The sequence below is a fragment of the Variovorax sp. HW608 genome, from assembly GCF_900090195.1.
GTDB lineage: Bacteria > Pseudomonadota > Gammaproteobacteria > Burkholderiales > Burkholderiaceae_C > Variovorax.
Map to the genome: position 1 here is coordinate 2,013,779 of NZ_LT607803.1, position 24,122 is coordinate 2,037,900.

Below are 24,122 nucleotides of genomic sequence, written 5' to 3' on the forward strand. Positions count from 1 at the left end.
AGCGCGCGCCGCATGGAGCGCTTTCAACTTGAAACAAACCCGTGCGCTCTGCCATGATCTGATCCGGCAACGGTATGGACGACAGCACGAAGGGAGCCATGTCGACCTCGGCCCAATCGGACCCACCCGCGTTCTCGGTGCCCTGCAAGCACTGCGCGGCGCTGCTGCATCCGCAGGAGAGGATCTGCCCGTTCTGCGGCTACGACCAAGGCGCACCCACCGAGGAGGTGGATGGCCTGCGCGCCCTCTCGGAGTTCGAGAGCCCCGACACGCTGCCGCCGCTCGAGGACGACCAGACGCTGATCATGCCCCGGCGCACGAGGCACAAGCCGGCGGCGGGGCGTGCCGTCGTCGCGGCCCCCGCCGCGCCGATCGCGCTGCGCGCGCCGCGCCCCGCCTATACCGCCCCCGACACCTTCTGGCAGAAGGAAGAACCCCAGGGCAACAGCCCGATGCGGTGGATCGGGGGGCTGGCCATCAGCCTCGTGGCAGCGGTGGTGCTGTTCGCGCTCACGCTGGCGCTCGACTACTTCTACTTCGACAAGCGCTCGGAGCCTGGCAAGGCGCGCGCCTTCCAGTCCGACATCGCGCAGGTGCGCGCCGCCCTCGGCCGCGGCGACCTCGGCACTGCCGAGCGCACGCTCGATTCGCTGGACGCCGACTACGCGGACAACCCGACGCTGCAGCCCTTGCGCGAGGAACTCGACCGGCGCATGCAGGAGCAGGAGTCCCGGCGCGAGCAGCTTCGCGATGCCGCGAGAAAGGCGTCGGAAGCGCTCGGCCTCCCGGAAAGCTCCGAGCCGCCGGCCGCGCAAGCGGCGTCGCCGGCGCCTGTTCCCGCACCCGCGACGCCCGTCGCCACCGTACCACCTCCGTCGGCGCCGGCCGCGGCCAGGAACAGCGCGCCCGCGCAGGTGAAGCCAACGCCGTGCAGTGACGCGCTCGCCGCGCTGTCGCTGTGTTCGGATGCCGGCAAGGCGCCGTGAGGCGCCGCCGCCGCGCCATCGATCATCAACCCCGAAGGAGCCGATATGCCACTCAGATCCATACTGACCGGGCTGATCCTGATCGCCCTTCTGCCTTTCGCGGCCGCGGCGGCCGCACAGCCCCGGGCGCAGTACAAGATCGTCACCGCGTCGAAAACCGGCACCTACATCCAGATCGGTCGCGACCTCGCCAAGTACGTCGCCGAGCCGGCCGGCATCGAGCTCGAGGTGCTGGAGTCCAAGGGCTCGGCCGAGAACATCTCGCGCATGCGCTTCGAGCCCGGCGTGAAGCTCGCGCTGGTGCAGTCCGATGTCTACCAGGCCTTCCTCGACGAGGCGAAGGCCGGCAATCCCGATGCGGGCAACATCATCCGGCCGCTGCGCCTGATCATGCCGCTCTACGACGAGGAGATCTATTTCGTCGCGCGGGCCGACTCGTCGCTCACCTACATCCACGAGATCAAGGACAAGAAGATCGGCGTCGGCCCCATCGGCAGCGGCACCGCACTGACTTCGCGCACGCTCTACCAGCTCATGTTCGACGAGCCCATTCCGGCCGCGAGTGCGCAATACCTCACCAACGAGGAAGCGCTCGCGCAACTGACCGTCGAGAAGAGCATCGACGTTGCGGTCATCGTCGCCGGGCAGCCCGCGAAGCTGTTCTCCGACATGAAGCCCGAAGCGCGCAAGTACATCAAGATCCTCAGGCTCGACGAGCGGGCCATGGAATCGGCGCGCGCCATGAAGACCTACTTCCCGGCGACGATCCGCAGCTCGAGCTACCCCAGCTGGCTCACCGACGACGTGCCGACGCTCACGGTGAAGGCTTACCTCGTCACCTACGACTACGGGCTGCAGTCGACGGTGGGCAATCTCGCGCGCTTCGCCGATTCGCTCTGCTTGAACTTCGACAAGCTGCAGGCCAACGGCCATCCCAAGTGGAAGCAGGTGCGCCTGGAACTGCCGCCGCTGCGGCAGGGCTGGCGCTACTACGGGCCGATGGAGAAGCACCTGCGCAGCTGCATCGCGAGCCATCCTGCCGCCGCCGCGCAGTCGTACACCGCCAATCCGCCCCCGAGGACGCGCCCCTGCACCGAACAGGAGATGGTGCTCGGCATCTGCAAGCGGTAGTCTCTCGCCTTCAGCAAACGGGAGATGACCAGAGATGCAAAGCACGGAAACCCACTTCGAACTCACCGCGGACGACGGACAGCCGATCGAGGCCCACCGCTGGGAAGCCCAGGATAGCTCGCAACAAGCGCGCGCCGTGGTGCAGATCGCGCACGGCATGGGCGAGCATGCGCTGCGCTACCGGCCGCTGGCCGACGCGCTGACGCGGGCCGGCTGCGCCGTCTACGCCAACGAACACCGCGGCCACGGCGGGCTGGCGCAGTCGCGCGGCGAACTCGGCGACTTCGGCCCGCGCGGCTTCGCGGGACTGGTCGAGGACATGGCCGTGCTGAGCCGCCATGCGCGGCTCAGGCATCCGGGCCTGCCGCTCGTCCTCCTCGGGCACAGCATGGGTTCCTTCGCCACGCAGTACTACCTCCTCAAGCACAGCGCGATGCTGGCGGGCGCGGTGCTCTCCGGGACGGCTGCGCTGGACCTGCTGGGCGCGGCGCTGCAATCAGGCTTCCGGCTCGAAGACATGAATGCCGCGCTGCCCAACGTGCGCACGCCCTTCGACTGGCTGAGCCGCGATGCGGCGCAGGTCGATGCCTACATCGACGACCCGCTGTGCGGCTTCACCATCAAGCCCGAGGGCATGGGTTCGATCTTCGCGAACGTCGCCGATCTCACGCCGGCCGTCATGCGCGAGCGCATCCGGCCCGAGCTGCCGCTCTATCTGTTCATCGGCGACCAGGACCCGGTCAGCCACAAGGGCGAATGGTTCTATCCGCTGGTGCGCCGCTATCGCGAAGCCGGGCTGCGCGACGTGTCGGGCCACGTGTTCGGCGGCGCGCGCCACGAGACGCTGAACGAAACCAACCGCGAGGAAGTCGTGGCCGTGCTGCTCGCCTGGATCGACCGGGTGGTCGGCCGGCGCTAGGCCGGCGCCGGGCCGGCGACCGCGTGCACCTCCACCGGCGCCGACTTGCCCCTGAACAACGCCGGGCCGAGCGCCTCGACCTCGATGCGGCCCTCGATCTCGGCGCAGGTCGCGGGGTCGATCAGGATCGCGCGCCTGGCGATCTTGGTGTGTTCCTCCAGCCGCGCCGCGAGGTTCACCGTGTCGCCGATGCAGGTGTAGGTGGCCCGCTGCTGCGTGCCGGTGTAGCCGGCGACCATCTCGCCGGTGGCGATGCCCACGCCGATGCGCAGCGCGGTCTTCTGCGCGGCGACGCGCTCCACGTTCAGGAGCTCGATCAACTCGATCATGTCGAGCGCCGCGTGCACCGCGGCTGCGCTGTGGTCCGCCAGCGGCAGCGGCGCACCGAAGATCGCCATCAGCCCGTCGCCGATCATCTGGTTGACCACGCCGCCGTGGCTGTTGATGGCGTCGAACATCAGCGTGTAGTAGGTGTTGAGCAGCTCGATCGTCTCTTCCGGCGGCTGCGATTCGACCAGCGCGGTGAAGCCGCGGATGTCGCAGAACATCACCGTGGCGTGCACCCGCCGGCCGCCGAGCGCGAAGCCGGACTGCTGCAGGTCCTGGGCGACCTCGGAGGTCGCGAAGCGCCGCACCAGCTCCTTCTGCTGGTCGCGCAGCCGCTTCTTCTCGAGGCTCGAATCGATGCGCGCCTTGAGCAGCACCGGGTTGACGGGCTTGTGCAGGTAGTCTTCGGCGCCGAGCTCGATGCAGCGCGCGATGTTCGTCACGCCTTCGAGCGAGGAGGTGACGATCACCGGCAGATCGCGCAGCTTGGGGTCGTCGCTGAGCTGCTCCAGCACCTGGAAGCCGTTCATCTCGGGCATTTCCATGTCGAGCAGCATCAGGTCGAAGGGATCGCGGCGCAGCAGCTCGAGCGCGACGCGGCCGTTCTCGGCGGACTCGACCCTGTGGCCCTGCAGTTCGAGACTGCGCGTCATCAGCAGGCGGTTGACCTTGTTGTCGTCCGTCACCAGCAGGCGGGCGGGCGCATGGCGCGGTTCAATCATGGCAAAGCTCCGTGAGCGCCGCCGCGACGCGCGTGTATTCCTGTGCCAGCGCGTCGAGCGCGGCGGGCGAGCGGTCGGTGGGCAGGCCGCCGAGCTCCTGCTCGCGGGCCATGGCGCCGAGCGTGCGCGCGCCGAAGGTCAGGCTGTTCGACTTCAGCGAATGCGCCGCGCGGCGATAGTCCTCGGCGTTGCCTGACGCGAGCGCATCGCGAAGCTCCTGCAGCATCGCGGGGGCCTCCTCGAGGAAGGTCTGCACCAGTTCATTGACGAAATCGGCGCCCGCGGTTTCCTGCAGTTCGGCAAAGGTCGCGGGGTCGATGATGGCTTCGCTCATCTCAACGGTCCTTTCGTGCGGGCACGCTGTTCAAAGCCTCCACCAGCCGGTCCACCCGGATCGGCTTGGTGAGGTAGTCGTCCATGCCCGCGGCCATGCACATCTCGCGGTCGCCCTGCATCGCGTTCGCGGTCATCGCGACGATGCGCGGGCGCGCGGGCGCCTCGAGCAGCGTGCAGATCTGGCGCGTGGCACCGAGCCCGTCGAGTTCCGGCATCTGTACATCCATCAGCACCACATCGTAGGCCTGCCGCTGCACCGATTCCACCGCCTCGATGCCGTTGGAGGCCAGGTCGGCCCGGTAGCCCATCTGCTGCAGAAGGCGCAGCGCGAGCTTCTGGTTCACCGCGTTGTCCTCCGCGAGCAGGATGCGCAGCGGATGCCGCGCCCCCATCGAGGGGTCGATCTGCGGCTTCGGCGCGGCGGTGGGCGCGGGCCGGGCCGAGGGCTCCTGCACCAGCAGGCCGGCGAGCGTGTCGAAGAGCTGCGACTGGTGGATCGGCTTCGAGAGATAGGCGCCGAACACCGATTCGCCATCGCCCGTCTCGCGGCGACCGACCGAACTGAAGAGGACGAGCGGCAGCGTGGCGTGCCTGGCCCGGATGCGCTGCGCGAGTTCGACGCCGTCCATCTCCGGCATGTGCATGTCGACGATCGCGAGGTCGAAGCGCTCGCCGGCATCGAGCCATTGCAGCGCTTCGAGCGGCGTCGCGGTCGTGCGCGAGTTCATGCCCCACTTGGCGGTCTGCAGGGCCAGCACGCGGCGGTTGGTCGCGTTGTCGTCCACGATCAGCAGCCGCTTCCCGGCCATCTCGGGCTGCACGCCGATGAAGTCGCGGCGGCGGCTCGGCGGCAGGCTCGCGATCGGCGCCTCGATGGTGAAGAAGAAGGTCGATCCGGTGCCCGGCCCGCCGCTCTCGACCCACATGGTGCCGCCCATCAGCTCGGCCAGCCGCTTGCTGATCGCGAGGCCGAGCCCGGTGCCGCCGTACTTGCGCGTGGTGCTCGAATCGGCCTGCGAGAACGACTGGAACAGCCGGCTCTTGCCTTGCTCCGACAGGCCGATGCCGGTGTCGCGCACTGCGAAGGTCAGCCGCACGGCGCCGCCGGGCAGGGGGGCCGAACCGATGCTCACCACCACCTCGCCGCGCTCGGTGAACTTCACCGCATTGCTCAGCAGGTTCAGCAGCACCTGCCGCAGCCGTGCGAGATCGCCGCTCACCGCATCGGGCACATCGCCTTCGAAGACGTAGGCGGTGTCGAGGTCCTTCTCGGTGGCGCGCGCGCTCACGAGGTCGAGCGCCGATTCCACGCAGTCGCGCAGGTCGAAGGGATGCGCCTCGATGTCCATCCGGCCGGCCTCGATCTTCGAGTAGTCGAGGATGTCGTTGATGATGGTCAGGAGCGCATCGCCGGATTCGCGGATGGTGGAGACATAGTCCTGCTGCTCGGCATCGAGCCGCGTGTCGAGCAAGAGGCCGCTCATGCCGATCACCGCGTTCATCGGCGTGCGGATCTCGTGGCTCATGGTCGCGAGGAAGGCGCTCTTGGCCTCGTTCGCGGATTCGGCGGCGGCGCGCGCTTCCTGCGCCTGCTTGAAGAGCGCGGCGTTCTGGATGGCGACCACCGCCTGGTCGGCGAAGGTCTTCAAGAGCCTGATCTCCTTGTCCGCGAACGGACCGACGGGCTGGCGCGTCACGTGGATCGACCCGATGGCGCGGCCCTCCCACATCAGCGGCGCGATCATGATCGCGTAGCTGCCGACCTTCTGCGCGATGTCGCGCATGAACTGCGGCAGCTGCGGCGCCTCCAGCGCATCGGGGATATGCAGCACGCCGGCGTGCATGGCATCGCCGGCAGCCGTCTCGTCGAAGGGGCGCGGATAGTGCTTCGCCAGCGCCTCGCGCGCCGATCCGCGGTGCGCACCCAGGTACACCATCCCGTCCTTTCCGACCAGCGAGATGCCCATCTGCGAGCTCGAGAAGAGCCTTTGGCAGCTTTCGAGGATCTTGTCGAATACCGGCTGCGCATCGGCCATCGAGCCGCTGATGACCTCGAGCACATCGCTGGTCGCGGTCTGCTGCTCCAGCGCCTCGCGGGTCTCGTTGAACAGGCGCGTGTTCTCGATCGCGATCACGGCCTGGTCGGCGAAGGTCTGCACCAGCGAGATCTCCGCCGCCGAGAAAGGCCGCACCTGGTTGCGCAGCAGCGAGATCACGCCGATCGAGCGGCCGTCGCGCAGCATCGGCACCGCGAGCACCGTGCGGAAGCCGTTGCGCGCCTGGAGCTCGCGCACGTCCGGGTACTGCGCATCGATCAGCGGAACGACGTCCTCGACATGCACGCAGCGCTGCTCGACGAAGGCCTGCCCGGCGATGGAGGACGGTCGCAGCGGCAGCTCGAGCCCCGCGCCCTCGCCGCCGTAGGCCGGCCCGTAGCTGGTCATGGCGCGCAGGCAGTCGACCGCGGCCAGCCAGACGCGGCTGCCTTCGGCGCGGCACAGCAGCCCGGCGCGCTCTGCCACGCTGTCGAGCACCGGCTGCACGTCGGTCGGCGAGGCGCTGATGACCTTCAACACTTCGGCGGTGGCGGTCTGCCGCGCCAGGGCCTCCTGCGTCTCGTCGAACAGGCGCGCGTTCTCCAGCGCCACGCCCATGGTCGCGGCCACGGTTTCGAGGAGCTGGATCTGCTCGCGGCCGAAGGCGAACTCGCGCTCGTGGTTCTGCAGCGCGAGCGCACCGAGGACGCGGTCGCGGCTGAGGATCGGCACCGCCGCGAGCGAAAGCGCCCAGTCGGTGCCCGGGTGCGGGCCGAGTCCGAGCCGGGTCTGCTCCTCGCGCGTGTTCACGACGCCGACTTCGCGCCGCAGCAGGATGCGCTCCAGCGGCTCGCCGGGCTTCAGCAGCCGGGGCGGCGGCAGGGGCAGCGGCCGGTTGTGCTCGTAGCGGTAGAGCGCCTGCACGAGGTTGGTCTTGTCGTCCCACCACATGATGGTGACGTCGCCGGAGTCGAAGACCTCGCGCAGCTTGTCGCCGACCATCTGGACGATGGTGGAGAACTCCAGCCGCGCCGCGATGCCTTGCTGGATGCTGTCGATCAGGGTGAGCGCGCCGGCGTTCTGCGCCAGCTCGGCGTTGCGCTCGGCCAGCTCGTCTTCGAGGCGCGCACGGGCGCGGAGCCTGGCCAGCGCAGCGGCCGCCTGGGCCGCCAGCGCCGAGAGCAGTTCCTGCTCCTCGCGCTCGAACCGGCCCAGCGGCCCTTCAGTGTCGGCATAGAGAAAGCCGGCGAGATCACCCTGCGCCGCCAGCGGCGCCACCAGGCAGGAACGCTGGGCCGCGGGCCTCGCGCCCGCCGGGCCGTGGCGCAGACGGGCGGCCCGGCTGCTGCGCGCCTCGGCCAGCCAGGGGCCGATCGCGCGGAGCAGGTCGGCGGCCTTTTCGCCGCGCGGCAGCTTCGATCCGGCGATGCGCGGGCCGCCGCTGGACTCCAGCACCAGCAGCACACGCTGCGCGCCGAGGAGCGCTGCCGCCTCGCCGACGACGAAGCGCTGCAGGTCGGCCGCGCTGCGCAGCTCGCCCAGGCGCAGCCCGATGTCGACCAGTCGCTTGAAGGCCGGGCGCGGCCCGGCTGCTGCGCGCCGCGCATGCTGCGTGGATGGCCGGGACCGGGACTCTGCCATGGGGCAACTGCCTCCTGCGATCGGGTGGGGGGACGCGCCCGCGGCGCCTACGGCGTCGAGTCTAGCGGCGTCCGGCGGCGGCGTGGCAAGATCGCCAGCCCGGCCGATGTCACGGAACGCCGGCCTCGAACGTCTACCGGGATATGGACGATTCAACCCGCACCTTCGACCAGCTCCGCCCCCGCCTCGAGAGCATCGCCTACCGCATGCTCGGCTCCATGGCCGAGGCCGAGGAGGTGGTGCAGGACGTCTGGCTGCGCTGGCACGAAACCGACCCGGCGACGCTGGACAGCGCCGAGGCCTGGCTGGTCACCATCGCCACGCGGCTTTCGATCGACCGCCTGCGCAGCGCCAAGGTGCGCCGCGAGCACTATGTCGGCATCTGGCTGCCCGAGCCGATCCTGACCGATTCGCCGCCCACGCCGGACCAGATGCTGGAGCGGGCCGACGAGGTCTCCACCGCCTTCCTGATGCTGCTGGAGCGCCTTTCGCCGGAGGCGCGCGCCGCCTTCCTGCTGCGCGAGGTGTTCGACGCCGACTACCCGCAGGTGTCCGAGATGATCGGCAAGAGCGAAGCCGCCTGCCGCCAGCTCGTGCACCGCGCGAAGGCGCAGCTGCGCGAGGAGCGCCCGCGCTTTGCGGTCTCGCCCGACACGCACCGCCGGCTGCTGGGCGACTTCGCGGCGGCGATCACCGGCGGCAACCTCGCGGCGCTCAAGTCGATGCTCTCCGAGGGGGCCGAGCTGCTGGGCGACGGCGGCGGCAAGGTGCCGAGCTTCGGCAAGCCGCTGGTGGGCAGCCAGCGCATCGCGCAGCTCTACTTCGCGAGCACCCGCCGCCACGGCGCCGCGCAGCGCCTCGAGATCGCGAACATCAACGGGCAGTGGGGCTTGCTGCGCTTCATCGACGGCGTGCTCGAGTCGGCGCAGTCGTGCGAGACGGATGGACAGCGCATCGTGCGCATCCACGTGCAGCGCAACCCGGACAAGCTGGCGCGGCTGGCGGCGATGCTCGGGCACTGATCGCTCTCGTGCCTGTCACAAGCGCGCACGGTCGAACGTCTTCCGGTTATGGCGCACACGGTGTGCGCCTCAAACCCGGAGAAACCATGACCCAACGCATCAACTACATCCAGCGTTCGCCCGAGCTGTTCAAGAAGTTCGCCGAGTTCAGCAATGCGCTGAAGGAGAGCGCGATCGACCGCACCATCCACGACCTCGTCAACATCCGGGCCTCGCAGATGAACGGCTGCGGCTTCTGCCTCGACATGCATGTCAAGGAAGCCAGGATCCACGGCGAACGCGAGCTGCGCCTTCATCATGTGGCGATCTGGCACGAGTCCCTGCTCTTCAGCGCCAGGGAACGCGCGGCGCTGGCCTGGACCGAGGCGCTCACCCACCTGCCGCCGCACGGCGTGTCCGACGAGCTCTTCGAAACTGCGCGCACGCAGTTCTCCGAGAAGGAGCTCTCGGACCTCACCTTCCTCGTGATGGCGATCAATGCCTGGAACCGTGCGAACGCCGCGTTCAAGACCCCGCCCGGCTCGGCGGACAAGGCCTTCGGGCTCGAGAAGGCGAACCTGAGCTGAAGCCGGGCGGCGCGCGGTTACAAGGCGTTGCAGGGCAATCCGTGCCGGTTTGATCACCGTCACGGAAGTTTCGTTGACATCGGCGGCTTCACGACACACGATGCCCCCTTGTGCCCTGCCGAAGGAAGCTCCCGATGGAGAACAAGCATGAGAAGTACCAACGCCTGATTGCTGCCTGCCGGGCGTTCGATCCTCTCCCGACCGCGGTCGCGCACCCCTGCGACGAAAGTTCGCTCAGGGGCGCGCTGGAGGCGGCGGAAGAAAAGCTCATCGCCCCGGTCCTGGTCGGGCCCGAGCAGCGCATCCGGGCCGTGGCCGCCGATTGCGACCTGGACATTTCCGGCTTCGCGATCGTCGACACGCCGCACAGCGAAGCCTCGGCCGAGGCCGCGGTGCGGCTCGCGCGCGAAGGCAAGGTGGAGGCGCTCATGAAGGGCAGCCTGCACACCGACGAACTGATGGCCGCAGTGGTCAAGCGCGAGACCGGCCTGCGCACCGGGCGGCGCATCAGTCACTGCTTCGTCATGGACGTGCCGGCGCTGCATCAGCCGCTCATCATCAGCGACGCGGCGGTCAACATCTTTCCGACCTTGCAGGACAAGGTCCACATCATCCAGAACGCGATCGACCTCGCCCATGCGCTCGGCAATGGTGCGCCGAAGGTCGCGATCCTCTCGGCGATGGAGACCGTGAACCCGACCGTGCCGACCACGGTCGAGGCCGGCGCGCTGTGCAAGATGGCCGATCGCGGGCAGATCACCGGCGGCATCCTCGACGGGCCGCTCGCGCTGGACAATGCGATCGACCTCACAGCGGCGAAGATCAAGAAGATCGCCTCGCCGGTGGCCGGGCAGGCGGACGTCCTCATCGTGCCCGACCTCGAGGCGGGCAACATGCTCGCGAAGAGCCTCACCTTCATGGCGGGTGCGGATGCGGCGGGCATCGTGCTGGGCGCGCGCGTGCCGATCATCCTCACGAGCCGCGCCGATTCGCTGATCGCGCGGCTCGCCTCCTGTGCGGTGGCCGGGCTGGTGGCGCGCGCACGGCGCGAACAGCCGCGGAAAGTGGTCGCATGAAGCAGCGCGGCATCCTGGTTCTCAACGCCGGTTCTTCCAGCATCAAGTTCCTCTTCTTCGTGGAGCAGCCGGGCGGCCTGGCACCGGTGCTGCGCGGCCAGGTCGAAGGGCTGCACACCGCGCCGCATTTCATCGCGCGCGACGGCGAGGGTCGCGTGGTCGGCGAGAAGCGCTGGGGCGAAGGCGTCGCATTGGGGCATCAGGGCGCGGTTGCACACCTGGCAGCGTTCCTGCGGGAAGAGGGATCGAACTACGAACTGCATGCTGTCGGGCATCGCGTGGTGCACGGCGGCATGGATCACGTCCAGCCGGAGCGGGTCACGCCCGAATTGCTGGTGTCGCTCGAAAAGCTGGTGCCGCTGGCGCCGCTGCACCAGCCGCACAACCTCGCGCCGATCCGGCTGCTGCTGGAACACCAGCCGGAGCTGCCGCAGGTCGCCTGCTTCGACACCGCCTTCCATGCCACCAACCGGGACGTGGTGCGCCGCTTCGCGATCCCGTCCGAACTGCACGATGCGGGGGTGCGCCGCTACGGCTTTCACGGGCTGTCCTACGAGTACGTGAGCGCGGCGCTGCCCGCGCACGATCCGGCCGCGGCGGCGGGCAAGGTGGTCGTCTGCCACCTCGGCAACGGCGCGAGCATGTGCGCGATCGAGGCCGGCCGCAGCGTCGCGAACACCATGGGCTTCACCGCGGTCGAGGGCCTGGCGATGGGCACGCGCTCCGGTTCGCTGGACCCGGGCGTGCTGCTCTACCTGATGGACGAGCGCAAGATGGATGCGCGTGCGATCGAGAAGCTGCTCTACAGCCAGTCGGGTCTGCTCGGCATGTCGGGCATCTCCAGCGACATGCGCAAGCTGCTCGAATCGGACGACCCGCGCGCGAAGACGGCCGTGGACGTGTTCATCTACCGCATCCGCCGCGAGCTCGGATCGCTCGCCGCGGCGCTCGGCGGGCTGGATGCGCTGGTGTTCACCGCCGGCATCGGCGAGAACAGCGCCGCGATCCGCGAGCGCGTGTGCCGCGACGCCGCCTGGCTCGGCATCGAACTCGATGCCGCAGCCAACGCAGCGGGCGGCCCGCGCATCAGCAGCGCCGGCAGCCGGACCGCGGCATGGGTCATCCCGACGAACGAGGAACTCATGATCGCGCGTCACACCCGCGGCGTGGTCGAAGGCAGGGACTGACAGGACCCGGGATTCATGCGCTTTTCTGGCAAGGCACGAATCTCGCGACTAGACTCAACGACCATCACTTTCACCAATGGGGGCTCTCATGACGGATACACCCAGAGAAAGCGTCTGGACTCACCAGATCGACGACGTCCTGTCGCAGATCGTGCGCGAAGCAGCGATCTGCCAGGTGAAGCTGACGGACCCGGGCGTCATCGAGGCCGTGCTGCAGAACAACGACTCGGTCTGTGGCCACCAGAACCCGCTTGCCTTCAAGAAGCTGCGCGAAGCGCTGATGCTGGGCTTCATGGTGCGCGAGAAGGCCTACGACCGGCTCGGGCCGGTCGAGGCGCAGGCGCTGATCGACACCATCCGCGAGCGGCTGCGCAAGCGGATGGAACACCACTGAATCCGCACCCGCGCGTCGCCCACCGTCAAAGCGGCCATCGTTCACACGAGTAGGAGAAAAGCGCCATGGGCGACAGCAGCGACGACATGCAGTTCCGCCGCCAGATCGCGCTGCGCGACGGCACGCCCGCGCTCATCCGCCCGATGCGCCCCGACGACCGCGGCCGCATCGTCGCGGCGTTCGCGCAACTGGAGCCGAGCTCCATCTACACGCGCTACTTCACGCACGTGAAAGCGCTGCCCGAGAAGACCCTCGATCGCCTGAAGGACATCGACTTCGAGCACCTCGCGGGCCTCGCAGTGACCCTCGGCTCCGGCGACGACGAGATCGTCATCGGCAGCAGCACCTACGTGGCGTTCGACGCGCCCGACGGCGCGCGGGCCGCCGAGGTGGCCTTCACGATCGAAGAGGACTACCAGGGCAACGGCCTCGCGACGCGCTTGCTCGAAACCATGATCGAGATCGCCCGCAGGCACCGCATCGTGCGCTTCGAAGCCGATGTGCTCGCGGACAACGCCCCCATGCTGGCGGTGTTCAATCGCTGCGGGCTTCCGATACGCAAGCGCCGCGATGGCGGCGTGACCCACATCGAGATGGATCTCGCGGCGAAGGCCGCACCCGATTGCCAATGAAAGGAACCGACATGCCCGTCCAACAGGGACTGACCCAGTCCGCGGAGCGTGCCGCCAGGCTCGCCCGGCTGTACCAGCACCGCACGCAGGTGGCGCAGAAGCGCTTCAAGGATCGCGTGGAACAAGCCGGTCTCGCGTGGCCGGCCGGTGCGAAGAGCGCGCAGTTGCCGACCTGGGCGTTCTGGAACGACTGGGCCCGCTACGTGATCGACTCGTCGCAGCGCTCGGTGCTCTTTCTCGACACGCTGCGCCAGCGCGGCAACAACTACCACGAGCACGAAGCGGCAGGCCGTCCGCCGCTCCTGCATTTCGAATGCGAGATGGTGCTCGACGCGCGTGGCTTCACGCGGCCGGTCAACTACGCGCTGGTGCGCATCGTGCCGCCCAAGGGCGTGACGGTGGACCCGAAGAAGCGGCCCTACGTCATCATCGATCCGCGCGCCGGTCACGGGCCGGGCATCGGCGGCTTCAAGGACGACTCGCAGGTGGGCGTGGCGCTGCGCGCGGGGCATCCGGTGTACTTCGTGATCTTCTTTCCCGATCCGCAGCCGGGGCAGACCTTGCCCGACGTGTGCACCGCGGAGCAGATCTTCGTTCGCAAGGTGCGCGAGCTGCATCCGGCGAGCCTCAAGCCCGCGATCGTGGGCAACTGCCAGGGCGGCTGGGCCGCGATGATGCTGGCCTCGTCGGACCCCGACGACACCGGCCCGATCGTCATCAACGGCGCGCCGATGTCCTACTGGGGCGGCGCGTTCAACGAGGGCGAGGCCGAGAACCCGATGCGCTACTCGGGCGGCCTGCTCGGCGGCAGCTGGCTCGCGTCGATGAGCGCGGACCTGGGCAACGGCGTCTTCGACGGCGCCCACCTCGTGTCGAACTTCGCGAACCTGAACCCGGCCAACGCGCTCTGGGACAAGTACTACAACCTCTACGCCAGGATCGACACCGAGCCGCCGCGCTTCCTGGAGTTCGAGCGCTGGTGGGGCGGCTTCTACCTGATGAACCGCGAGGAGATCGACTGGATCGTCCAGAACCTGTTCGTCGGCAACAAGCTCTGGTCGGGCACGATGGGCAGCAACGGCAAGTCCTTCGACCTGCGCGAGATCCGCTCGCCGATCGTCCTGTTCGCATCGATGGGCGACAACATCACGCCGCCCGAGCAGGCCTTCAACTGGGTGGCCGACGTCTACGGCTCCACCGACGAGATCAAGGCGCGCGGGCAGGTCATCATCGGCCTGCTGCACAAGAACATCGGGCACCTGGGCATCTTCGTCTCGGGCAAGGTCGCGACCAAGGAGCATGCGCAGATCGTCGAGGTGCTGGAATCCATCGAGGCACTGCCGCCGGGCCTCTACGGCATGCAGATCGACGAGGTGAACGACGGCGGCAAGATCCAGTACAGCGTGAGCTTCGTCGAGCGCGAGCTCGAGGAGATAGCGGCACGCTTCAACCGCTTCGAGCGCAAGGACGAGGAACCGTTCGAGGCGGTGGCGGAGATGTCCGAGTTCAACCAGAAGGCCTACGAGCTGTTCGCGCAGCCGCTCGTGCAGGCCATGTCCAACGAGACCACGGCCGAGATCGGCCGGCGGCTGAATCCGATGCGGCTGGAGCAGTCCGTCCCGTCGGACCGCAATCCCTGGTTCGCCTGGGTTGCGCCGATGGCCGAGGTGGTGCGCGCGGCGCGCCAGCCTGCCCCCGAGGCCTCGGCGTTCAAGCAGGCCGAGCGCGTGGCCTCGGCATGGATCAGTGCGTCGCTCGACTATTACCGCGACATCCGCGACGCCGCGAGCGAGGCGATGTTCTTCCAGACCTTCGGCATCCTGTTCCCGGCGCTGCATCCCAGCATGCACAAGCGCGCCGCGAAGGTCACCGGCGAGACGATCCCGCCGCGCGAGCAAGCGGTGGTGCGCGAGGCGCTCGCCGCGATCGGGCAGGGCGGCTACGCCGATGCGCTGGCGCGGGCCGCCTGCCTGCTCGCGCGCAGGGGCGAGCCGCTGCCGCTTGCGCGCGTCGAGCTCAAGAGCCAGCTCGCACGCGAATACGCGGACCTGCTGCCGCCGCTGACCGCGCAGCAGTGGCACGCCATCCGCGGCCGGCAGGAGCTCATCTGCCGCTATGAGCCGGAGCAGGCGCTGGCAACGCTTCCCAAGCTGCTGAAGTCGGCGGACGACCGTGAACGCTTCGTGACCCTGCTCGACCGGCTGCTGGCCGACCCGCGCGTGTCCGCGATCCGCGCGACACCGGCGCAGGAGGCGGCCTACGAGCGCATCCGCGAAGCACTGCCGTCTCGCGCCACGCGGCAACAGCCGATGCTCGCAGCCGCCGCGCGCAAGAGAACGCGTACGCAGACATCGACGAGCGCCGCCAGGTCCGCGAAGACCACGAAGACGCCGCCACAGGCCCGAGCCGCGGCCAAGGCCGCACGAGGAGCGCGCAAATGAAGCACGACCCGTCCCACCCCGTCCTCAAGGACGCCAAGGCCCTGGTGGTCGGCGTCGCCAACGAGCATTCGATCGCCTATGGATGCGCGAGCGCGTTTCACGAACTCGGTGCGGACCTCGCGCTCACCTATCTCAACGAGAAGGCGCGAGGCTACGTCGAGCCGCTCGCGAAGCAACTCGATGCGTCGATCCTGATGCCGCTGGACGTGAGCGTGCCCGGACAGCTCGAAGCCGTGTTCTCGCAGGTCGAGCGCACCTGGGGCAAGCTGGACATCCTCGTGCATTCGATCGCCTGGGCGCCCAAGGACGACCTGCAGGGCGGCCTGCTGTCCTGCTCGGCGGATGGCTTCGCGAAGGCGATGGATGTCTCATGCCACTCCTTCATCCGCATGGCCAGGCTTGCCGCGCCGCTGATGCAGGGCGGCGGCACGATGATCGCGATGAGCTACTACGGCGCCAATCGCGTGGTGCCGAACTACAACGTCATGGGACCGGTGAAGGCGGCGCTCGAGGCCTCGTGCCGCTATCTCGCCTACGAGCTGGGCGGCAAGGGCATCCGCGTGCACGCGATGTCGCCGGGGCCGCTGAAGACGCGCGCGGCTTCGGGGCTGAAGGACTTCGACCTGCTGCTCACCGAGGCGGCGCAGAAGGCGCCGGTTGGCGAACTGGTCGACATCATGGACGTCGGCTTCGCCTCCGCCTACCTCGCGACGCCGTACGCTCGCCGCATCAGCGGCGAAACCATCTACGTGGACGGCGGCGTGCACATCATGGCCTGAGCCCCCGCCCGGCCGTTCCGAGGGTGGCCCGATGAGCCCGGCGCTCAGCGCTTGAAGAAGTACGCCACGAGCGCCGCGGCGATCACGAGCACGGTCGTCACGACCAGCCAGCCCATCGGCATGCGCGAGTCGCGGCGAAGCGACCGGTAGTTCTCGAGCCGCGCCGGCAGGGTGCGCACCTCCTCGAGGTCGCGGTAGGGCTGGAAGCGATCGTCCTGCTCGATCTTGTCGAGTATTCGCTGCAAGGCGGCAGGGTCCTCGTGATGGCGCTCGACCGCCGCCTTCTGGCCCTGCACCTTGTGGACGTGGGTCAGGAACTGCCAGCCGTCGGCCGTGAAGCCGATGTCTTCGCCGTGCACCGCCAGCACACCCGAATCGATCAGGCCCTCGATGCCGCGGCGCACCGCGGGACGCTCGTTGACCGGGACAGTGGCCTGCAGGCCCGTGCGTGACGTTCGATCGGCGCCCGAAGCACAGCGGTTTCGCACGAGCTGCGCGAGCACACCAGCGAATGTTGCGCGATCGGTCAGGGGACTGGTCATGCATTCCCTCCGTCAGGGGGCTCATTGGGCGGCTCATGCGCCGCGGCATGCCTGTCAACGATAGCCGCTCTCGTTCGGGTTGTGAATGATCCGAATGAGGGACTTTGGATCCGATGGTCAGGGCTGGCTTGCTGCGCCATCGCGCCGGCGGAACACGTCGTTGAATTGCCCACGAAGCCATTCGATCGCCGGATCGTGATGGTAGCGATCGTGCCATCCGATCGACACGTCGAATCCGGGTATCGGCACCGGCGAATCGATCCGTTGAAGGCCCAGCGGGATCGCCACCAGTGCCGCCAGGTTGCTCGGCATCGCGGCGACGAGATCGGTCTCCGCCACGATGGGTGCGATGCACAGGAAGCTGCGCACCCGCAGCGCGATGGTCGCGCGTACGCGTGGACTGGTGAGCACCCTTTCGACCGCAGCGGCGTGAGGGGTCCCCGGAGGGCTGGCGAGCACATGCGGCAGACTGCGCAACTGCTCGCGCTGCAGCGAGCCCTCGATCAAGGGGTGGGCCGCGCGAGCGACATAGACGAAATGCTCCCGGAACAGCCTCTGCTGGCGCACCTGCTTGCCCAAGCCCGGCAGATAACCCGCGACCAGGTCGATGTCGCCACTCTCGAGGCCGGTCTTCAGTTGCGGCAGCGCCTGCGACACCGCATCGATCGTGACCTGCGGCGCCGCCCTCGCCAGGTGCCGGACAAGGCGCGGCAGAAAGAAGCGCTCGCCGATGTCGCTCATCGCGATGCGGAAGCACCGGCGATCTGTGGACGCATCGAAGCGCGGTCGTTCCACGGTGCCGCGCACGATGGTCAACGCATCGGCCAGCGGCTTCGCCAGGTGGTCTGCGAAGGGCGTCGGCAGCACGCCTCGCTGGTGACGCACGAACAGCACGTCGCCGTAGGCGCTCCGCAGGCGCGCCAGCCCGCGGCTGACCGCCGGTTGTGTCAGCCCGAGCTGCGCCCCGGCCTGCGTCAGGTTGCGCAGCCTGTAGACCGAGTCGAACAGCTCGAGCAGCGCCAGATCGAGCCGCGAGACGAGCGCTCGCGCGTGCGGGCTTCTGATATCCGATTCGCGCATGACACGAACTCGTGATTCACATTTCAAAAATATAGCCCCAATACCTAATATCGATCCAGATCGCCTGGGCCCCAGACCAAATGCGCGAGGTGATGAATGATCGAGCTGAGCGCCATCCGCTACGTCCGACTCGGCACGCGGGAGCTGGAGAGCTCGGATCGCTTCCTGCGGCAGATGCTCGGCTTGTCGCCCGTCGGGGTGGAGGGCGACTTGCGTTACTACGGCAGCGACGAGCGGGACCACACGCTGGTGGTCTTCGCGGCGGATCCTTCGGAGCAGACCGTCGGCTTCGAAGTCGGCAGCATTGACGAACTCGATGCCGCTGCAGGCGTGCTCGACGGCCTCGACATCGCCGCACACTGGGGCAGCGCATCCGAATGCGCAGAGCGACGCGTCGAGGCCTTCGTTGCCTTTTGCGATCCGAGCGGCAACAGGATCGACCTGATCGCGGGGCCCGCGTCCAGCCGCGGCACGCGTCCGCCCCAGTTGGACCCCTGCATTACCGGCTTCAGCCACGTCGGCTTGTGCTCGACCGATGCACCGCGCGACGAGCGCTTCTGGGTCGAAGTGCTCGGGGCGCGCGTCAGCGACCGGATCGGAGAGGCGGCACTGCTGCGCATCGACGAGGTTCACCACCGGATCGCGCTCTTTCCCGCTGGGCACGGCGGGATTCAACACATCAACCACCAGGTCGGCAGCATCGACGACCTGATGCGCGCCTGGTATCGCCTGCGCAAGGCTGGGGTGCGGATCGTTTTCGGACCGGGGCGCCACCCGACTTCGGGGGCGGTCTTTCTCTATTTCGCCGGCCCCGATGGGATGGTGTACGAATACTCGACCGGCGTGCGAACCATTCCCGCCAACGAGGAGGCGACGTACCGGCCACGGCAGTTTCCGCTCGCCCCCGAGTCGTTCTGCGCCTGGGGCGCCACGCCGGAGATCGAGCAGTTCAGAGCGTCGCTCACCTGAAGGAGATCGACATGGACAACAGACGCGACTTCATCCTCAAGTGCGCAAGCCTGGCAGGGACCTTCGTGCCGGCGCTGCTCTCGCGTGCCCATGCAGAGGCGCCCTGGGCGCCCGGGCCGGTGCGCATCTTCACCCCGTTCCCGCCCGGCAGTGGTCCAGATGCCGCGCTGCGCTTCGTCTCCGAGCAACTCGAAAAGCGCTGGGCTCGCCCGGTGGTCATCGAGAACAGGCCCGGCGGCAACGGCTTCATTGCGGTGGCGGCCTTCAAGCAGGGAGCGACGGACGGACGCGATCTCATCCAGCTCGACAACACGCACGTGACGACCCATCCGCACACGTTCACACACCTGCCCTACGACGTGCAGCGTGATTTCGTGCCGCTCTCCATGCTGCTGCGCACATCGTTCTTCATCGTGGTCAGTGCAAGAAGTCGCTTCAACACGCTGGATGCCATCGTCGCAGCCGCCCGCGAGCAGCCCGGTCGCATCACCTACGGTTCGTGGTTCAACGGCAGCCCAGGGCATATCGGTGCCTTGCGTCTGCAAGCCATGAAGGACATCCATATGGTCCACGTGCCATTTCGCGACTTCGGGCAGTTGTACGCCGCGGTCGCGAGCCAGGAAGTCGATTGGGCGCTGGGCAGCATCGCCAGCGCGGGCGGGCTCGAGCGGGCCGGCAAGCTTCGATTCATCGCGCTTGCGGCGGCGACCCGCGATCCGCAGTATCCCGATGTTCCGGCTACCGCCGAGAGCGACAGCCTGCGCGGCTACGAGGTCAGCGGCTGGACCGGGGTGTTCGGGCCCCCTGGGCTGTCGCCGGCCACCCGTGACCGACTGGCTGCGGACATCGCCGACAGCCTTGCGGCACCGGAGACGGTGGAGCGGTACCGGACCCTCGGCTACGAAGCGCCGAAGCTCGGCCCCGACGAGTTCGCGCAGCTGATCCGGCAGGAGACCGACTCGTGGGGCGAGATCGTGCGCGAGGCGCATCTGAGGCTTGACTGAAGTTGGCATCGGCTCCGGACCGCGAGTCCCGCGGGCGGACTCATCCGCCTGAAAGTACCTTTACAGTGAATTTACATATGGATACAGTTGTGTCGGTCCGCTTGCGCGAGGTCCACTTTCGAGGTGAAACGGCTATGTCGGGATCGGCGAGTAGGGGACGCATGCCTGGTAGTCATTCGGAGAAACTGATGAACGCACGCGCCTTGTCCCGCTGGATTCTGGGGGCCGCCACCGCAAGCGCCATGGTGGCCAGCGCCTTGGCTGCCGACATCGTGGTCGGGCAGGTGGCGCCGCTCACGGGGCTGGAAGCCAAGCAGGGGCTGAGCTACGCGGCCGGCCTGCGGCTCGCTTTCGACAGCGTCAACAAGCAAGGCGGCGTGAACGGCAATACCTTCACGCTCGTGCGCGTCGATGATCACAACGAGCCCGCGTCCACCGTCGAAGAGACGCGCAAGCTGGTCGCCGAGCAGCGCCCGCTCGTGCTGGCCGGCTACTTCGGCAGCCGCAATGTGGCGGCGCTCCTGGCCTCCGGCATTCTGGACCAGCAGCGCCTGGCGCTCGTTGGCTATCGCACGACCGGGGTTCCGCCCGCGCATCCCCTGCTGTTCAACGTCAGGGCCGACGTCCGCGACGAACTGGCCAAGCTCACCCAGCACTTGGCGACCATGGGCATCACCCGCCTTGGCCTGCTCCATGAGGCCGGGGCCGACGCAGTGGTCGCGGCGGCCGACGAGGCGGCCGGTCGGGCCAAGGTCGCCTTCGTCGTTCGCGCCTCCTATGCGCCGGACAGCAGGAGCACCGGGACCCTGGTGTCGGCCTTCCTCAAGACCCCGCCGCAGGCCATCATCATGGTGGCCAACGGCGGCATCACGGCGGCCTTCATCGAGCGCTACCGCTCGGAAGGCGGCGCGGCGCAACTGTTCGCGTACTCCGGCGCAGACGTCGAGCAGCTGTCGCAGCGCCTGGGCGAGGAGCAGATGAAGGGCGTCGTCATCTCGCAGGTCACGCCCAACCCCTACAAGAACACCAGCCGCCTCACCCGGGAGTTCACAGAGGCCGCCAAGGCGCACAAGCTCGACGTGCCGGTCAGCTACGTGATGATGGAGGGTTACATCGCGGGCCGCGTGATCATCGAGGCCGCGCGGCGGCAGGGGCGCACACCCACGCGCGAAGCGATGGCGAGCACGCTGAACGCCATGAACGACTACGACCTCGGAGGTTATGCCGTCGGGTTCAGGCCCGGTGCGAGGGCCGGCTCGAAATATGTCGAGCTGTCGATCATCAGCAGCGAGGGCAAGATCCAGCAGTAGGGCGCCCCGCTGGGCCCGCGGGCCCTCGCAGCTCAGGTCGTCAATCTGCTGTACATGCCGGTCACCTTGTCCATGACGGCCAGTATGTTTTCGCTGGACGCGAAGATGTTCGCGCTTCGCTCCGGTGTCGGGGCGTCGGCTCCCTGTTGCGCAAGCGCCGCCGAATAGAACACCCACTGAGCGCGCGCCAGCTCGATCTCCTGCTTGATGGCCGTCGTCGCCTCGGGCGCATTGGCAAGCACGTCGAGCGCAGAGACGAACTCCGCGCGCGCCTTGTCCAGCTCGGCCTGGGCGGTGGGCAGAGGGACCTTCCAGGCCATCGCAAGATAGAACTTCGCCACCCGCTGCGACAACATCCGTTGACGCCCCGCGATGTTGACGAGCCGGCCCAGAGGCTTGCCGGACACCTGCTCGAGCTGCGATGTGCCCTTGTTCGCCAACGCCAGCACCTTGCCATCGAGATCGATCACCGCCGGTGCGTTCTCGCGCACCGGCGCCTGGCCGACGAGCATGGCCCTGAGGTCGTTCCAGTGCGTCTCGAGTTCGCTGTACGTCGCCTTGACGTCGGGCGTGGGGGAAAATGCCTTGAGCTCGACGAGCTGGCGTTCGAACAGCGCCATCGAGGTCGTCAAGACTTCGCCCGCTCGCTGGGTGACCACACCTTGGCCGGCCGCCAGGTAGGCCTTGGCGACGCGTTGCGACAGCATGCGCTGACGCCCCGCCTTGTTGATCGCATCGTTCAGATCGACGACCTGCGCAAAGTTGTTGCTTACGGTCAGCAGCGAAAGGCTGCCGATCCATCCGATTGCGGTTCGTCGATTCATCGGGCTCCTCTGTAAATGGCGCGACGGTTGCCAGGTCCCATTCCCATGCAAGCCGCGTGCCATCACAGCCTTGCGCTGACGTCACGGCCCGGCGCACTCGTTGGCGCGCACCAGCGCGGGCTCGCCGGCCTCGACGTTGTAGCCACGGAAGCCCGTTTCATCGAGCATCAGCACGCGGTAGCAGGGGTTGCCGCCGGTCCACCACGGCGCGGGCTCGTCCGGCTCGGCGATGAAGCGGTGCGAACTGCCCTGGCCCGAGCTGTAGGCGAAGCCTTCGGCGCTGGTGCCTGCCATCGGTACGTGGACGTGGCCGAACACGATATGGCGCACCCCGCCCGGGTGGGCCCGCAGCCGGGACGTCACGGCTTCGGCGTCGTGCAGGCCGATGTGGCGAAAGTGGGCCAGGCCCGAGGAAAAGGGCGGGTGGTGCAGGAAGACCGTCACCGGCGCCTGGCCAGCGCCGGCGAGTGCGCCTTCCAGCCAGGCGCGGCGCGCCTCGCAGTAGCGGCCGCCGATGTGGCCGGGGTGGTTGGTATCGAGGAACAACAGGCGGCCCTGCGGCGTGTCGATCCAGGACTGGACGAAGCCGGCGTCGTCGACCGGCTGGTCGGGGAAAACTTCGCGGAAGGCTCTGCGCTCATCGTGGTTGCCCAGCAAGAGACGCACCGGGCAGGACAGCGGCGCCAGCACCTCGCGCAGCAGCGCGTAGGCCCTGGGGTCGCCGTCGTTGCAGAGATCGCCCGTGATGACCACCAGGTCGGCATCCGCATGGCGCCGTGCCACGTCGGCCACCGCACGGCGCAGTTGGTCGGCCGGGTCGAGCGTGTAGAGCAGCTCGCCAGGCCGGACCAGATGGGTATCGGTGAACTGGATGATCTTCATCGCTTCACTTCATCAGCGCGTTGGTCTCGGCGACGATCTTCTTCAGCCCGTCCTCGGGACTGAGATCGCCGCGCATCACGCCGGCGATCAGGTCGCGCTGGGTACGCCAGATGCGCACCGAATCACCGCCCGGGTAGCCGCCCCACGGACGCGACTTGTCGGCCTGGCGCGCCGCAGTGGCCACGTTCGGGTGCTCGGCGTAGTAGGGCGCGAGGTACTCGTCGCCGGTGGCGCGGATGTTGGTTGGCAGGTAGCCGGTGATGCGCACGATGATGTTCTGCGCCTCCGGACCGGTCACCCACTTGGCGTATTTCCATGCCGCGGCCTGCTTGGCCTTGTCCTGCGTCAGGATCACCACCGCGTTGCCGCCGGTGGGCACGCCGCCCTTGGCCTTGTTGTCGAGCGGGAAGGTCGTCGTCTTGAGCTGGAACTTGTTGGCCACCAGGTTTTCGACGTTCTGGACCTGGGCCGGCGTCGAGAACATGAAGCCCGTGAGGCCGGCGCCGAACTGCTGCTGCGACTGCTGCCACTCGATCTGCGCCTGGCCACCCTTGGTCACGAAGGAGCGCGCGAGCTTCAGCGCATTGAGACCGATCTGGTTGTCGAACGCCACCTTGCCGGTCTTCGGGTCGACCAGCTCGCCGCCTTGCTGGTAGATCATGGCCTGCCACAGCCAGTCGTCGGCCCAGGTGCCGACGTCGTAGGCCATGCCGGCGAGCTTCGGGTCCAGCGCCTTGATCTTGGCCGCCAGGTCGACCAGGCCGGCCCAGGTGTCGGGCATCTTGTCGGGATCGCCGCCCGCCTTGCGCACCAGGTCGGCGTTGATGTACATGATGGGCGAGGAGGCGTTGACCGGCAGGCCGTACTGCACGCCGTCGACCACGCCCAGCGCCGCCAGCGGCGGCGCGAAATTTCTGTTCATGAACTCCTTGCCGCCCTCGGCGGCGATGAACGGTCCGAGGTCGGTGATCTGGTGGCGCTTGGCGAGCGTCTGGGCCAGTTCGCCAAGCAGGTTGTAGCCCGCGAAGTACACGTCGGGCGGATTGCCGGACACGGCGGCACGCAGAACCTGCTGGTGGCCGGCGTTGTAGTCCACCGCCGGGGCCTGGAAGTTGAGCTTGATGCCGGGGTTGCGCTTCTGGAACTCCTCGGCCAACGGCTGGTGGTACTTGGTGAAGCCCGGATTGTTGTAGAGCACGTTCAGCGTCACGTCCTCTGCTGCGGCCAGGCCGGGCAGGGACAGGCCGAGGGCGAACGCGCTCGCGGCGACGCGCTTGAGAAACTGCATGGAAATCTCCTCTTGGGAACTGGGATCT

22 protein-coding genes are annotated in these 24,122 nt (G+C 68.2%); 14 read left to right on the top strand and 8 right to left on the bottom strand.

Going from position 1 to position 24,122, the window contains the following annotated elements:
- Positions 1-98: 98 nt before the first annotated feature.
- From VAR608DRAFT_RS09330 to VAR608DRAFT_RS09340, 3 genes are read left to right on the top strand one after another with little or no spacing between them, the layout of a single operon-like run.
- Entirely contained in the window at positions 99-986 is an 888-nt protein-coding gene (locus VAR608DRAFT_RS09330; protein ID WP_157730758.1) for a hypothetical protein, read from the top strand.
- Between the two features lie 45 nt (positions 987-1,031).
- The gene (locus VAR608DRAFT_RS09335) at positions 1,032-2,117 is read left to right on the top strand and encodes a TAXI family TRAP transporter solute-binding subunit (protein ID WP_088953811.1); all 1,086 of its coding nucleotides are present in this window, start codon (positions 1,032-1,034) and stop codon (positions 2,115-2,117) included.
- A 34-nt stretch (positions 2,118-2,151) separates the two neighbouring features.
- Positions 2,152-3,036, top strand: a complete 885-nt coding sequence (locus tag VAR608DRAFT_RS09340) for an alpha/beta fold hydrolase (protein ID WP_088953812.1) — start codon at positions 2,152-2,154, stop codon at positions 3,034-3,036.
- On the opposite strand, the gene VAR608DRAFT_RS09345 is transcribed toward VAR608DRAFT_RS09340, so the two are convergent.
- Genes VAR608DRAFT_RS09345 through VAR608DRAFT_RS09355 form a run of 3 tightly spaced genes read right to left on the bottom strand, consistent with a single transcriptional unit; the run spans position 3,033 to position 8,098 of the window.
- Entirely contained in the window at positions 3,033-4,085 is a 1,053-nt protein-coding gene (locus VAR608DRAFT_RS09345) for an adenylate/guanylate cyclase domain-containing protein (RefSeq protein ID WP_088953813.1), read from the bottom strand. The two genes, VAR608DRAFT_RS09340 and VAR608DRAFT_RS09345, sit on opposite strands and share 4 nt — an antisense overlap.
- Entirely contained in the window at positions 4,078-4,419 is a 342-nt protein-coding gene (locus tag VAR608DRAFT_RS09350; protein WP_088953814.1) for an Hpt domain-containing protein, read from the bottom strand. Before VAR608DRAFT_RS09350 ends, VAR608DRAFT_RS09345 begins: the two co-directional genes overlap by 8 nt.
- A gap of 1 nt (position 4,420) precedes the next feature.
- Positions 4,421-8,098, bottom strand: a complete 3,678-nt coding sequence (locus tag VAR608DRAFT_RS09355) for a GAF domain-containing protein (RefSeq protein ID WP_088953815.1) — start codon at positions 8,096-8,098, stop codon at positions 4,421-4,423.
- A 143-nt stretch (positions 8,099-8,241) separates the two neighbouring features.
- Between VAR608DRAFT_RS09355 and VAR608DRAFT_RS09360 the strand changes: the two genes are divergently transcribed.
- From VAR608DRAFT_RS09360 to fabI, 8 genes are all read left to right on the top strand, one after another.
- Positions 8,242-9,120, top strand: coding sequence for an RNA polymerase sigma-70 factor (locus tag VAR608DRAFT_RS09360; RefSeq protein ID WP_088953816.1), 879 nt, complete (start codon positions 8,242-8,244; stop codon positions 9,118-9,120).
- An 86-nt stretch (positions 9,121-9,206) separates the two neighbouring features.
- The gene (locus VAR608DRAFT_RS09365) at positions 9,207-9,686 is read left to right on the top strand and encodes a carboxymuconolactone decarboxylase family protein (RefSeq protein WP_088953817.1); all 480 of its coding nucleotides are present in this window, start codon (positions 9,207-9,209) and stop codon (positions 9,684-9,686) included.
- Positions 9,687-9,820: 134 nt separating this feature from the next.
- Complete coding sequence (locus VAR608DRAFT_RS09370) at positions 9,821-10,762, top strand: phosphate acetyltransferase (protein ID WP_088953818.1); 942 nt, start codon at positions 9,821-9,823, stop codon at positions 10,760-10,762.
- Positions 10,759-11,949: an acetate/propionate family kinase gene (locus VAR608DRAFT_RS09375; protein WP_088953819.1), complete on the top strand. Its 1,191-nt coding sequence runs from the start codon at positions 10,759-10,761 to the stop codon at positions 11,947-11,949. Before VAR608DRAFT_RS09370 ends, VAR608DRAFT_RS09375 begins: the two co-directional genes overlap by 4 nt.
- Before the next feature lie 88 nt (positions 11,950-12,037).
- Entirely contained in the window at positions 12,038-12,343 is a 306-nt protein-coding gene (locus tag VAR608DRAFT_RS09380; protein ID WP_088953820.1) for a hypothetical protein, read from the top strand.
- Positions 12,344-12,408: 65 nt separating this feature from the next.
- Positions 12,409-12,975: a GNAT family N-acetyltransferase gene (locus VAR608DRAFT_RS09385; RefSeq protein WP_088953821.1), complete on the top strand. Its 567-nt coding sequence runs from the start codon at positions 12,409-12,411 to the stop codon at positions 12,973-12,975.
- An 11-nt stretch (positions 12,976-12,986) separates the two neighbouring features.
- Positions 12,987-15,416 carry a DUF3141 domain-containing protein gene (locus tag VAR608DRAFT_RS09390; protein ID WP_088953822.1) on the top strand — a complete coding sequence of 810 codons (2,430 nt, stop codon included), beginning with the start codon at positions 12,987-12,989 and terminating at the stop codon, positions 15,414-15,416.
- Positions 15,413-16,195, top strand: coding sequence for an enoyl-ACP reductase FabI (fabI, locus tag VAR608DRAFT_RS09395; protein ID WP_088953823.1), 783 nt, complete (start codon positions 15,413-15,415; stop codon positions 16,193-16,195). The genes VAR608DRAFT_RS09390 and fabI overlap by 4 nt, the downstream gene beginning before the upstream one ends.
- A gap of 44 nt (positions 16,196-16,239) precedes the next feature.
- Here fabI and VAR608DRAFT_RS09400 read toward each other — a convergent pair whose 3' ends face one another.
- Complete coding sequence (locus tag VAR608DRAFT_RS09400; RefSeq protein ID WP_088953824.1) at positions 16,240-16,737, bottom strand: hypothetical protein; 498 nt, start codon at positions 16,735-16,737, stop codon at positions 16,240-16,242.
- A 117-nt stretch (positions 16,738-16,854) separates the two neighbouring features.
- A complete protein-coding gene (locus VAR608DRAFT_RS09405; RefSeq protein WP_088953825.1) occupies positions 16,855-17,817 on the bottom strand; it encodes a LysR family transcriptional regulator in 963 nt (320 codons plus the stop codon).
- A 96-nt stretch (positions 17,818-17,913) separates the two neighbouring features.
- Here VAR608DRAFT_RS09405 and VAR608DRAFT_RS09410 point away from each other — a divergent pair, with 96 nt between their 5' ends.
- The 3 genes from VAR608DRAFT_RS09410 to VAR608DRAFT_RS09420 all read left to right on the top strand — a co-directional run bounded on the left by VAR608DRAFT_RS09410 (position 17,914) and on the right by VAR608DRAFT_RS09420 (position 21,100).
- Positions 17,914-18,786 carry a VOC family protein gene (locus VAR608DRAFT_RS09410; protein WP_088953826.1) on the top strand — a complete coding sequence of 291 codons (873 nt, stop codon included), beginning with the start codon at positions 17,914-17,916 and terminating at the stop codon, positions 18,784-18,786.
- Positions 18,787-18,797: 11 nt separating this feature from the next.
- Positions 18,798-19,790 (top strand): Bug family tripartite tricarboxylate transporter substrate binding protein, encoded by a 993-nt coding sequence (locus VAR608DRAFT_RS09415; RefSeq protein ID WP_088953827.1) that lies wholly within the window; start codon positions 18,798-18,800, stop codon positions 19,788-19,790.
- 188 nt (positions 19,791-19,978) lie between these two features.
- Positions 19,979-21,100: an ABC transporter substrate-binding protein gene (locus VAR608DRAFT_RS09420; protein WP_088953828.1), complete on the top strand. Its 1,122-nt coding sequence runs from the start codon at positions 19,979-19,981 to the stop codon at positions 21,098-21,100.
- A 32-nt stretch (positions 21,101-21,132) separates the two neighbouring features.
- Here the strand turns inward: VAR608DRAFT_RS09420 and VAR608DRAFT_RS09425 are convergent, their stop codons facing one another.
- From VAR608DRAFT_RS09425 to VAR608DRAFT_RS09435, 3 genes are read right to left on the bottom strand one after another with little or no spacing between them, the layout of a single operon-like run.
- Positions 21,133-21,987: a type IV pili methyl-accepting chemotaxis transducer N-terminal domain-containing protein gene (locus tag VAR608DRAFT_RS09425; protein ID WP_231973385.1), complete on the bottom strand. Its 855-nt coding sequence runs from the start codon at positions 21,985-21,987 to the stop codon at positions 21,133-21,135.
- An 18-nt stretch (positions 21,988-22,005) separates the two neighbouring features.
- Positions 22,006-22,806: a phosphodiesterase gene (locus VAR608DRAFT_RS09430; protein ID WP_088953830.1), complete on the bottom strand. Its 801-nt coding sequence runs from the start codon at positions 22,804-22,806 to the stop codon at positions 22,006-22,008.
- A gap of 4 nt (positions 22,807-22,810) precedes the next feature.
- Positions 22,811-24,094, bottom strand: a complete 1,284-nt coding sequence (locus tag VAR608DRAFT_RS09435) for an ABC transporter substrate-binding protein (protein ID WP_088953831.1) — start codon at positions 24,092-24,094, stop codon at positions 22,811-22,813.
- Positions 24,095-24,122 lie beyond the last annotated feature (28 nt).

What these genes read in the sequence shown, in the direction of transcription:
- VAR608DRAFT_RS09330 (WP_157730758.1), top strand. Translation starts at nt 99, where the DNA reads ATGTCGACCTCGGCCCAATCGGACCCACCCGCGTTCTCGGTGCCCTGC.
- VAR608DRAFT_RS09335 (WP_088953811.1), top strand. Translation starts at nt 1,032, where the DNA reads ATGCCACTCAGATCCATACTGACCGGGCTGATCCTGATCGCCCTTCTG.
- VAR608DRAFT_RS09340 (WP_088953812.1), top strand. Translation starts at nt 2,152, where the DNA reads ATGCAAAGCACGGAAACCCACTTCGAACTCACCGCGGACGACGGACAG.
- VAR608DRAFT_RS09345 (WP_088953813.1), bottom strand. Translation starts at nt 4,085, where the DNA reads ATGATTGAACCGCGCCATGCGCCCGCCCGCCTGCTGGTGACGGACGAC.
- VAR608DRAFT_RS09350 (WP_088953814.1), bottom strand. Translation starts at nt 4,419, where the DNA reads ATGAGCGAAGCCATCATCGACCCCGCGACCTTTGCCGAACTGCAGGAA.
- VAR608DRAFT_RS09355 (WP_088953815.1), bottom strand. Translation starts at nt 8,098, where the DNA reads ATGGCAGAGTCCCGGTCCCGGCCATCCACGCAGCATGCGCGGCGCGCA.
- VAR608DRAFT_RS09360 (WP_088953816.1), top strand. Translation starts at nt 8,242, where the DNA reads ATGGACGATTCAACCCGCACCTTCGACCAGCTCCGCCCCCGCCTCGAG.
- VAR608DRAFT_RS09365 (WP_088953817.1), top strand. Translation starts at nt 9,207, where the DNA reads ATGACCCAACGCATCAACTACATCCAGCGTTCGCCCGAGCTGTTCAAG.
- VAR608DRAFT_RS09370 (WP_088953818.1), top strand. Translation starts at nt 9,821, where the DNA reads ATGGAGAACAAGCATGAGAAGTACCAACGCCTGATTGCTGCCTGCCGG.
- VAR608DRAFT_RS09375 (WP_088953819.1), top strand. Translation starts at nt 10,759, where the DNA reads ATGAAGCAGCGCGGCATCCTGGTTCTCAACGCCGGTTCTTCCAGCATC.
- VAR608DRAFT_RS09380 (WP_088953820.1), top strand. Translation starts at nt 12,038, where the DNA reads ATGACGGATACACCCAGAGAAAGCGTCTGGACTCACCAGATCGACGAC.
- VAR608DRAFT_RS09385 (WP_088953821.1), top strand. Translation starts at nt 12,409, where the DNA reads ATGGGCGACAGCAGCGACGACATGCAGTTCCGCCGCCAGATCGCGCTG.
- VAR608DRAFT_RS09390 (WP_088953822.1), top strand. Translation starts at nt 12,987, where the DNA reads ATGCCCGTCCAACAGGGACTGACCCAGTCCGCGGAGCGTGCCGCCAGG.
- fabI (WP_088953823.1), top strand. Translation starts at nt 15,413, where the DNA reads ATGAAGCACGACCCGTCCCACCCCGTCCTCAAGGACGCCAAGGCCCTG.
- VAR608DRAFT_RS09400 (WP_088953824.1), bottom strand. Translation starts at nt 16,737, where the DNA reads ATGACCAGTCCCCTGACCGATCGCGCAACATTCGCTGGTGTGCTCGCG.
- VAR608DRAFT_RS09405 (WP_088953825.1), bottom strand. Translation starts at nt 17,817, where the DNA reads ATGCGCGAATCGGATATCAGAAGCCCGCACGCGCGAGCGCTCGTCTCG.
- VAR608DRAFT_RS09410 (WP_088953826.1), top strand. Translation starts at nt 17,914, where the DNA reads ATGATCGAGCTGAGCGCCATCCGCTACGTCCGACTCGGCACGCGGGAG.
- VAR608DRAFT_RS09415 (WP_088953827.1), top strand. Translation starts at nt 18,798, where the DNA reads ATGGACAACAGACGCGACTTCATCCTCAAGTGCGCAAGCCTGGCAGGG.
- VAR608DRAFT_RS09420 (WP_088953828.1), top strand. Translation starts at nt 19,979, where the DNA reads ATGAACGCACGCGCCTTGTCCCGCTGGATTCTGGGGGCCGCCACCGCA.
- VAR608DRAFT_RS09425 (WP_231973385.1), bottom strand. Translation starts at nt 21,987, where the DNA reads ATGGCACGCGGCTTGCATGGGAATGGGACCTGGCAACCGTCGCGCCAT.
- VAR608DRAFT_RS09430 (WP_088953830.1), bottom strand. Translation starts at nt 22,806, where the DNA reads ATGAAGATCATCCAGTTCACCGATACCCATCTGGTCCGGCCTGGCGAG.
- VAR608DRAFT_RS09435 (WP_088953831.1), bottom strand. Translation starts at nt 24,094, where the DNA reads ATGCAGTTTCTCAAGCGCGTCGCCGCGAGCGCGTTCGCCCTCGGCCTG.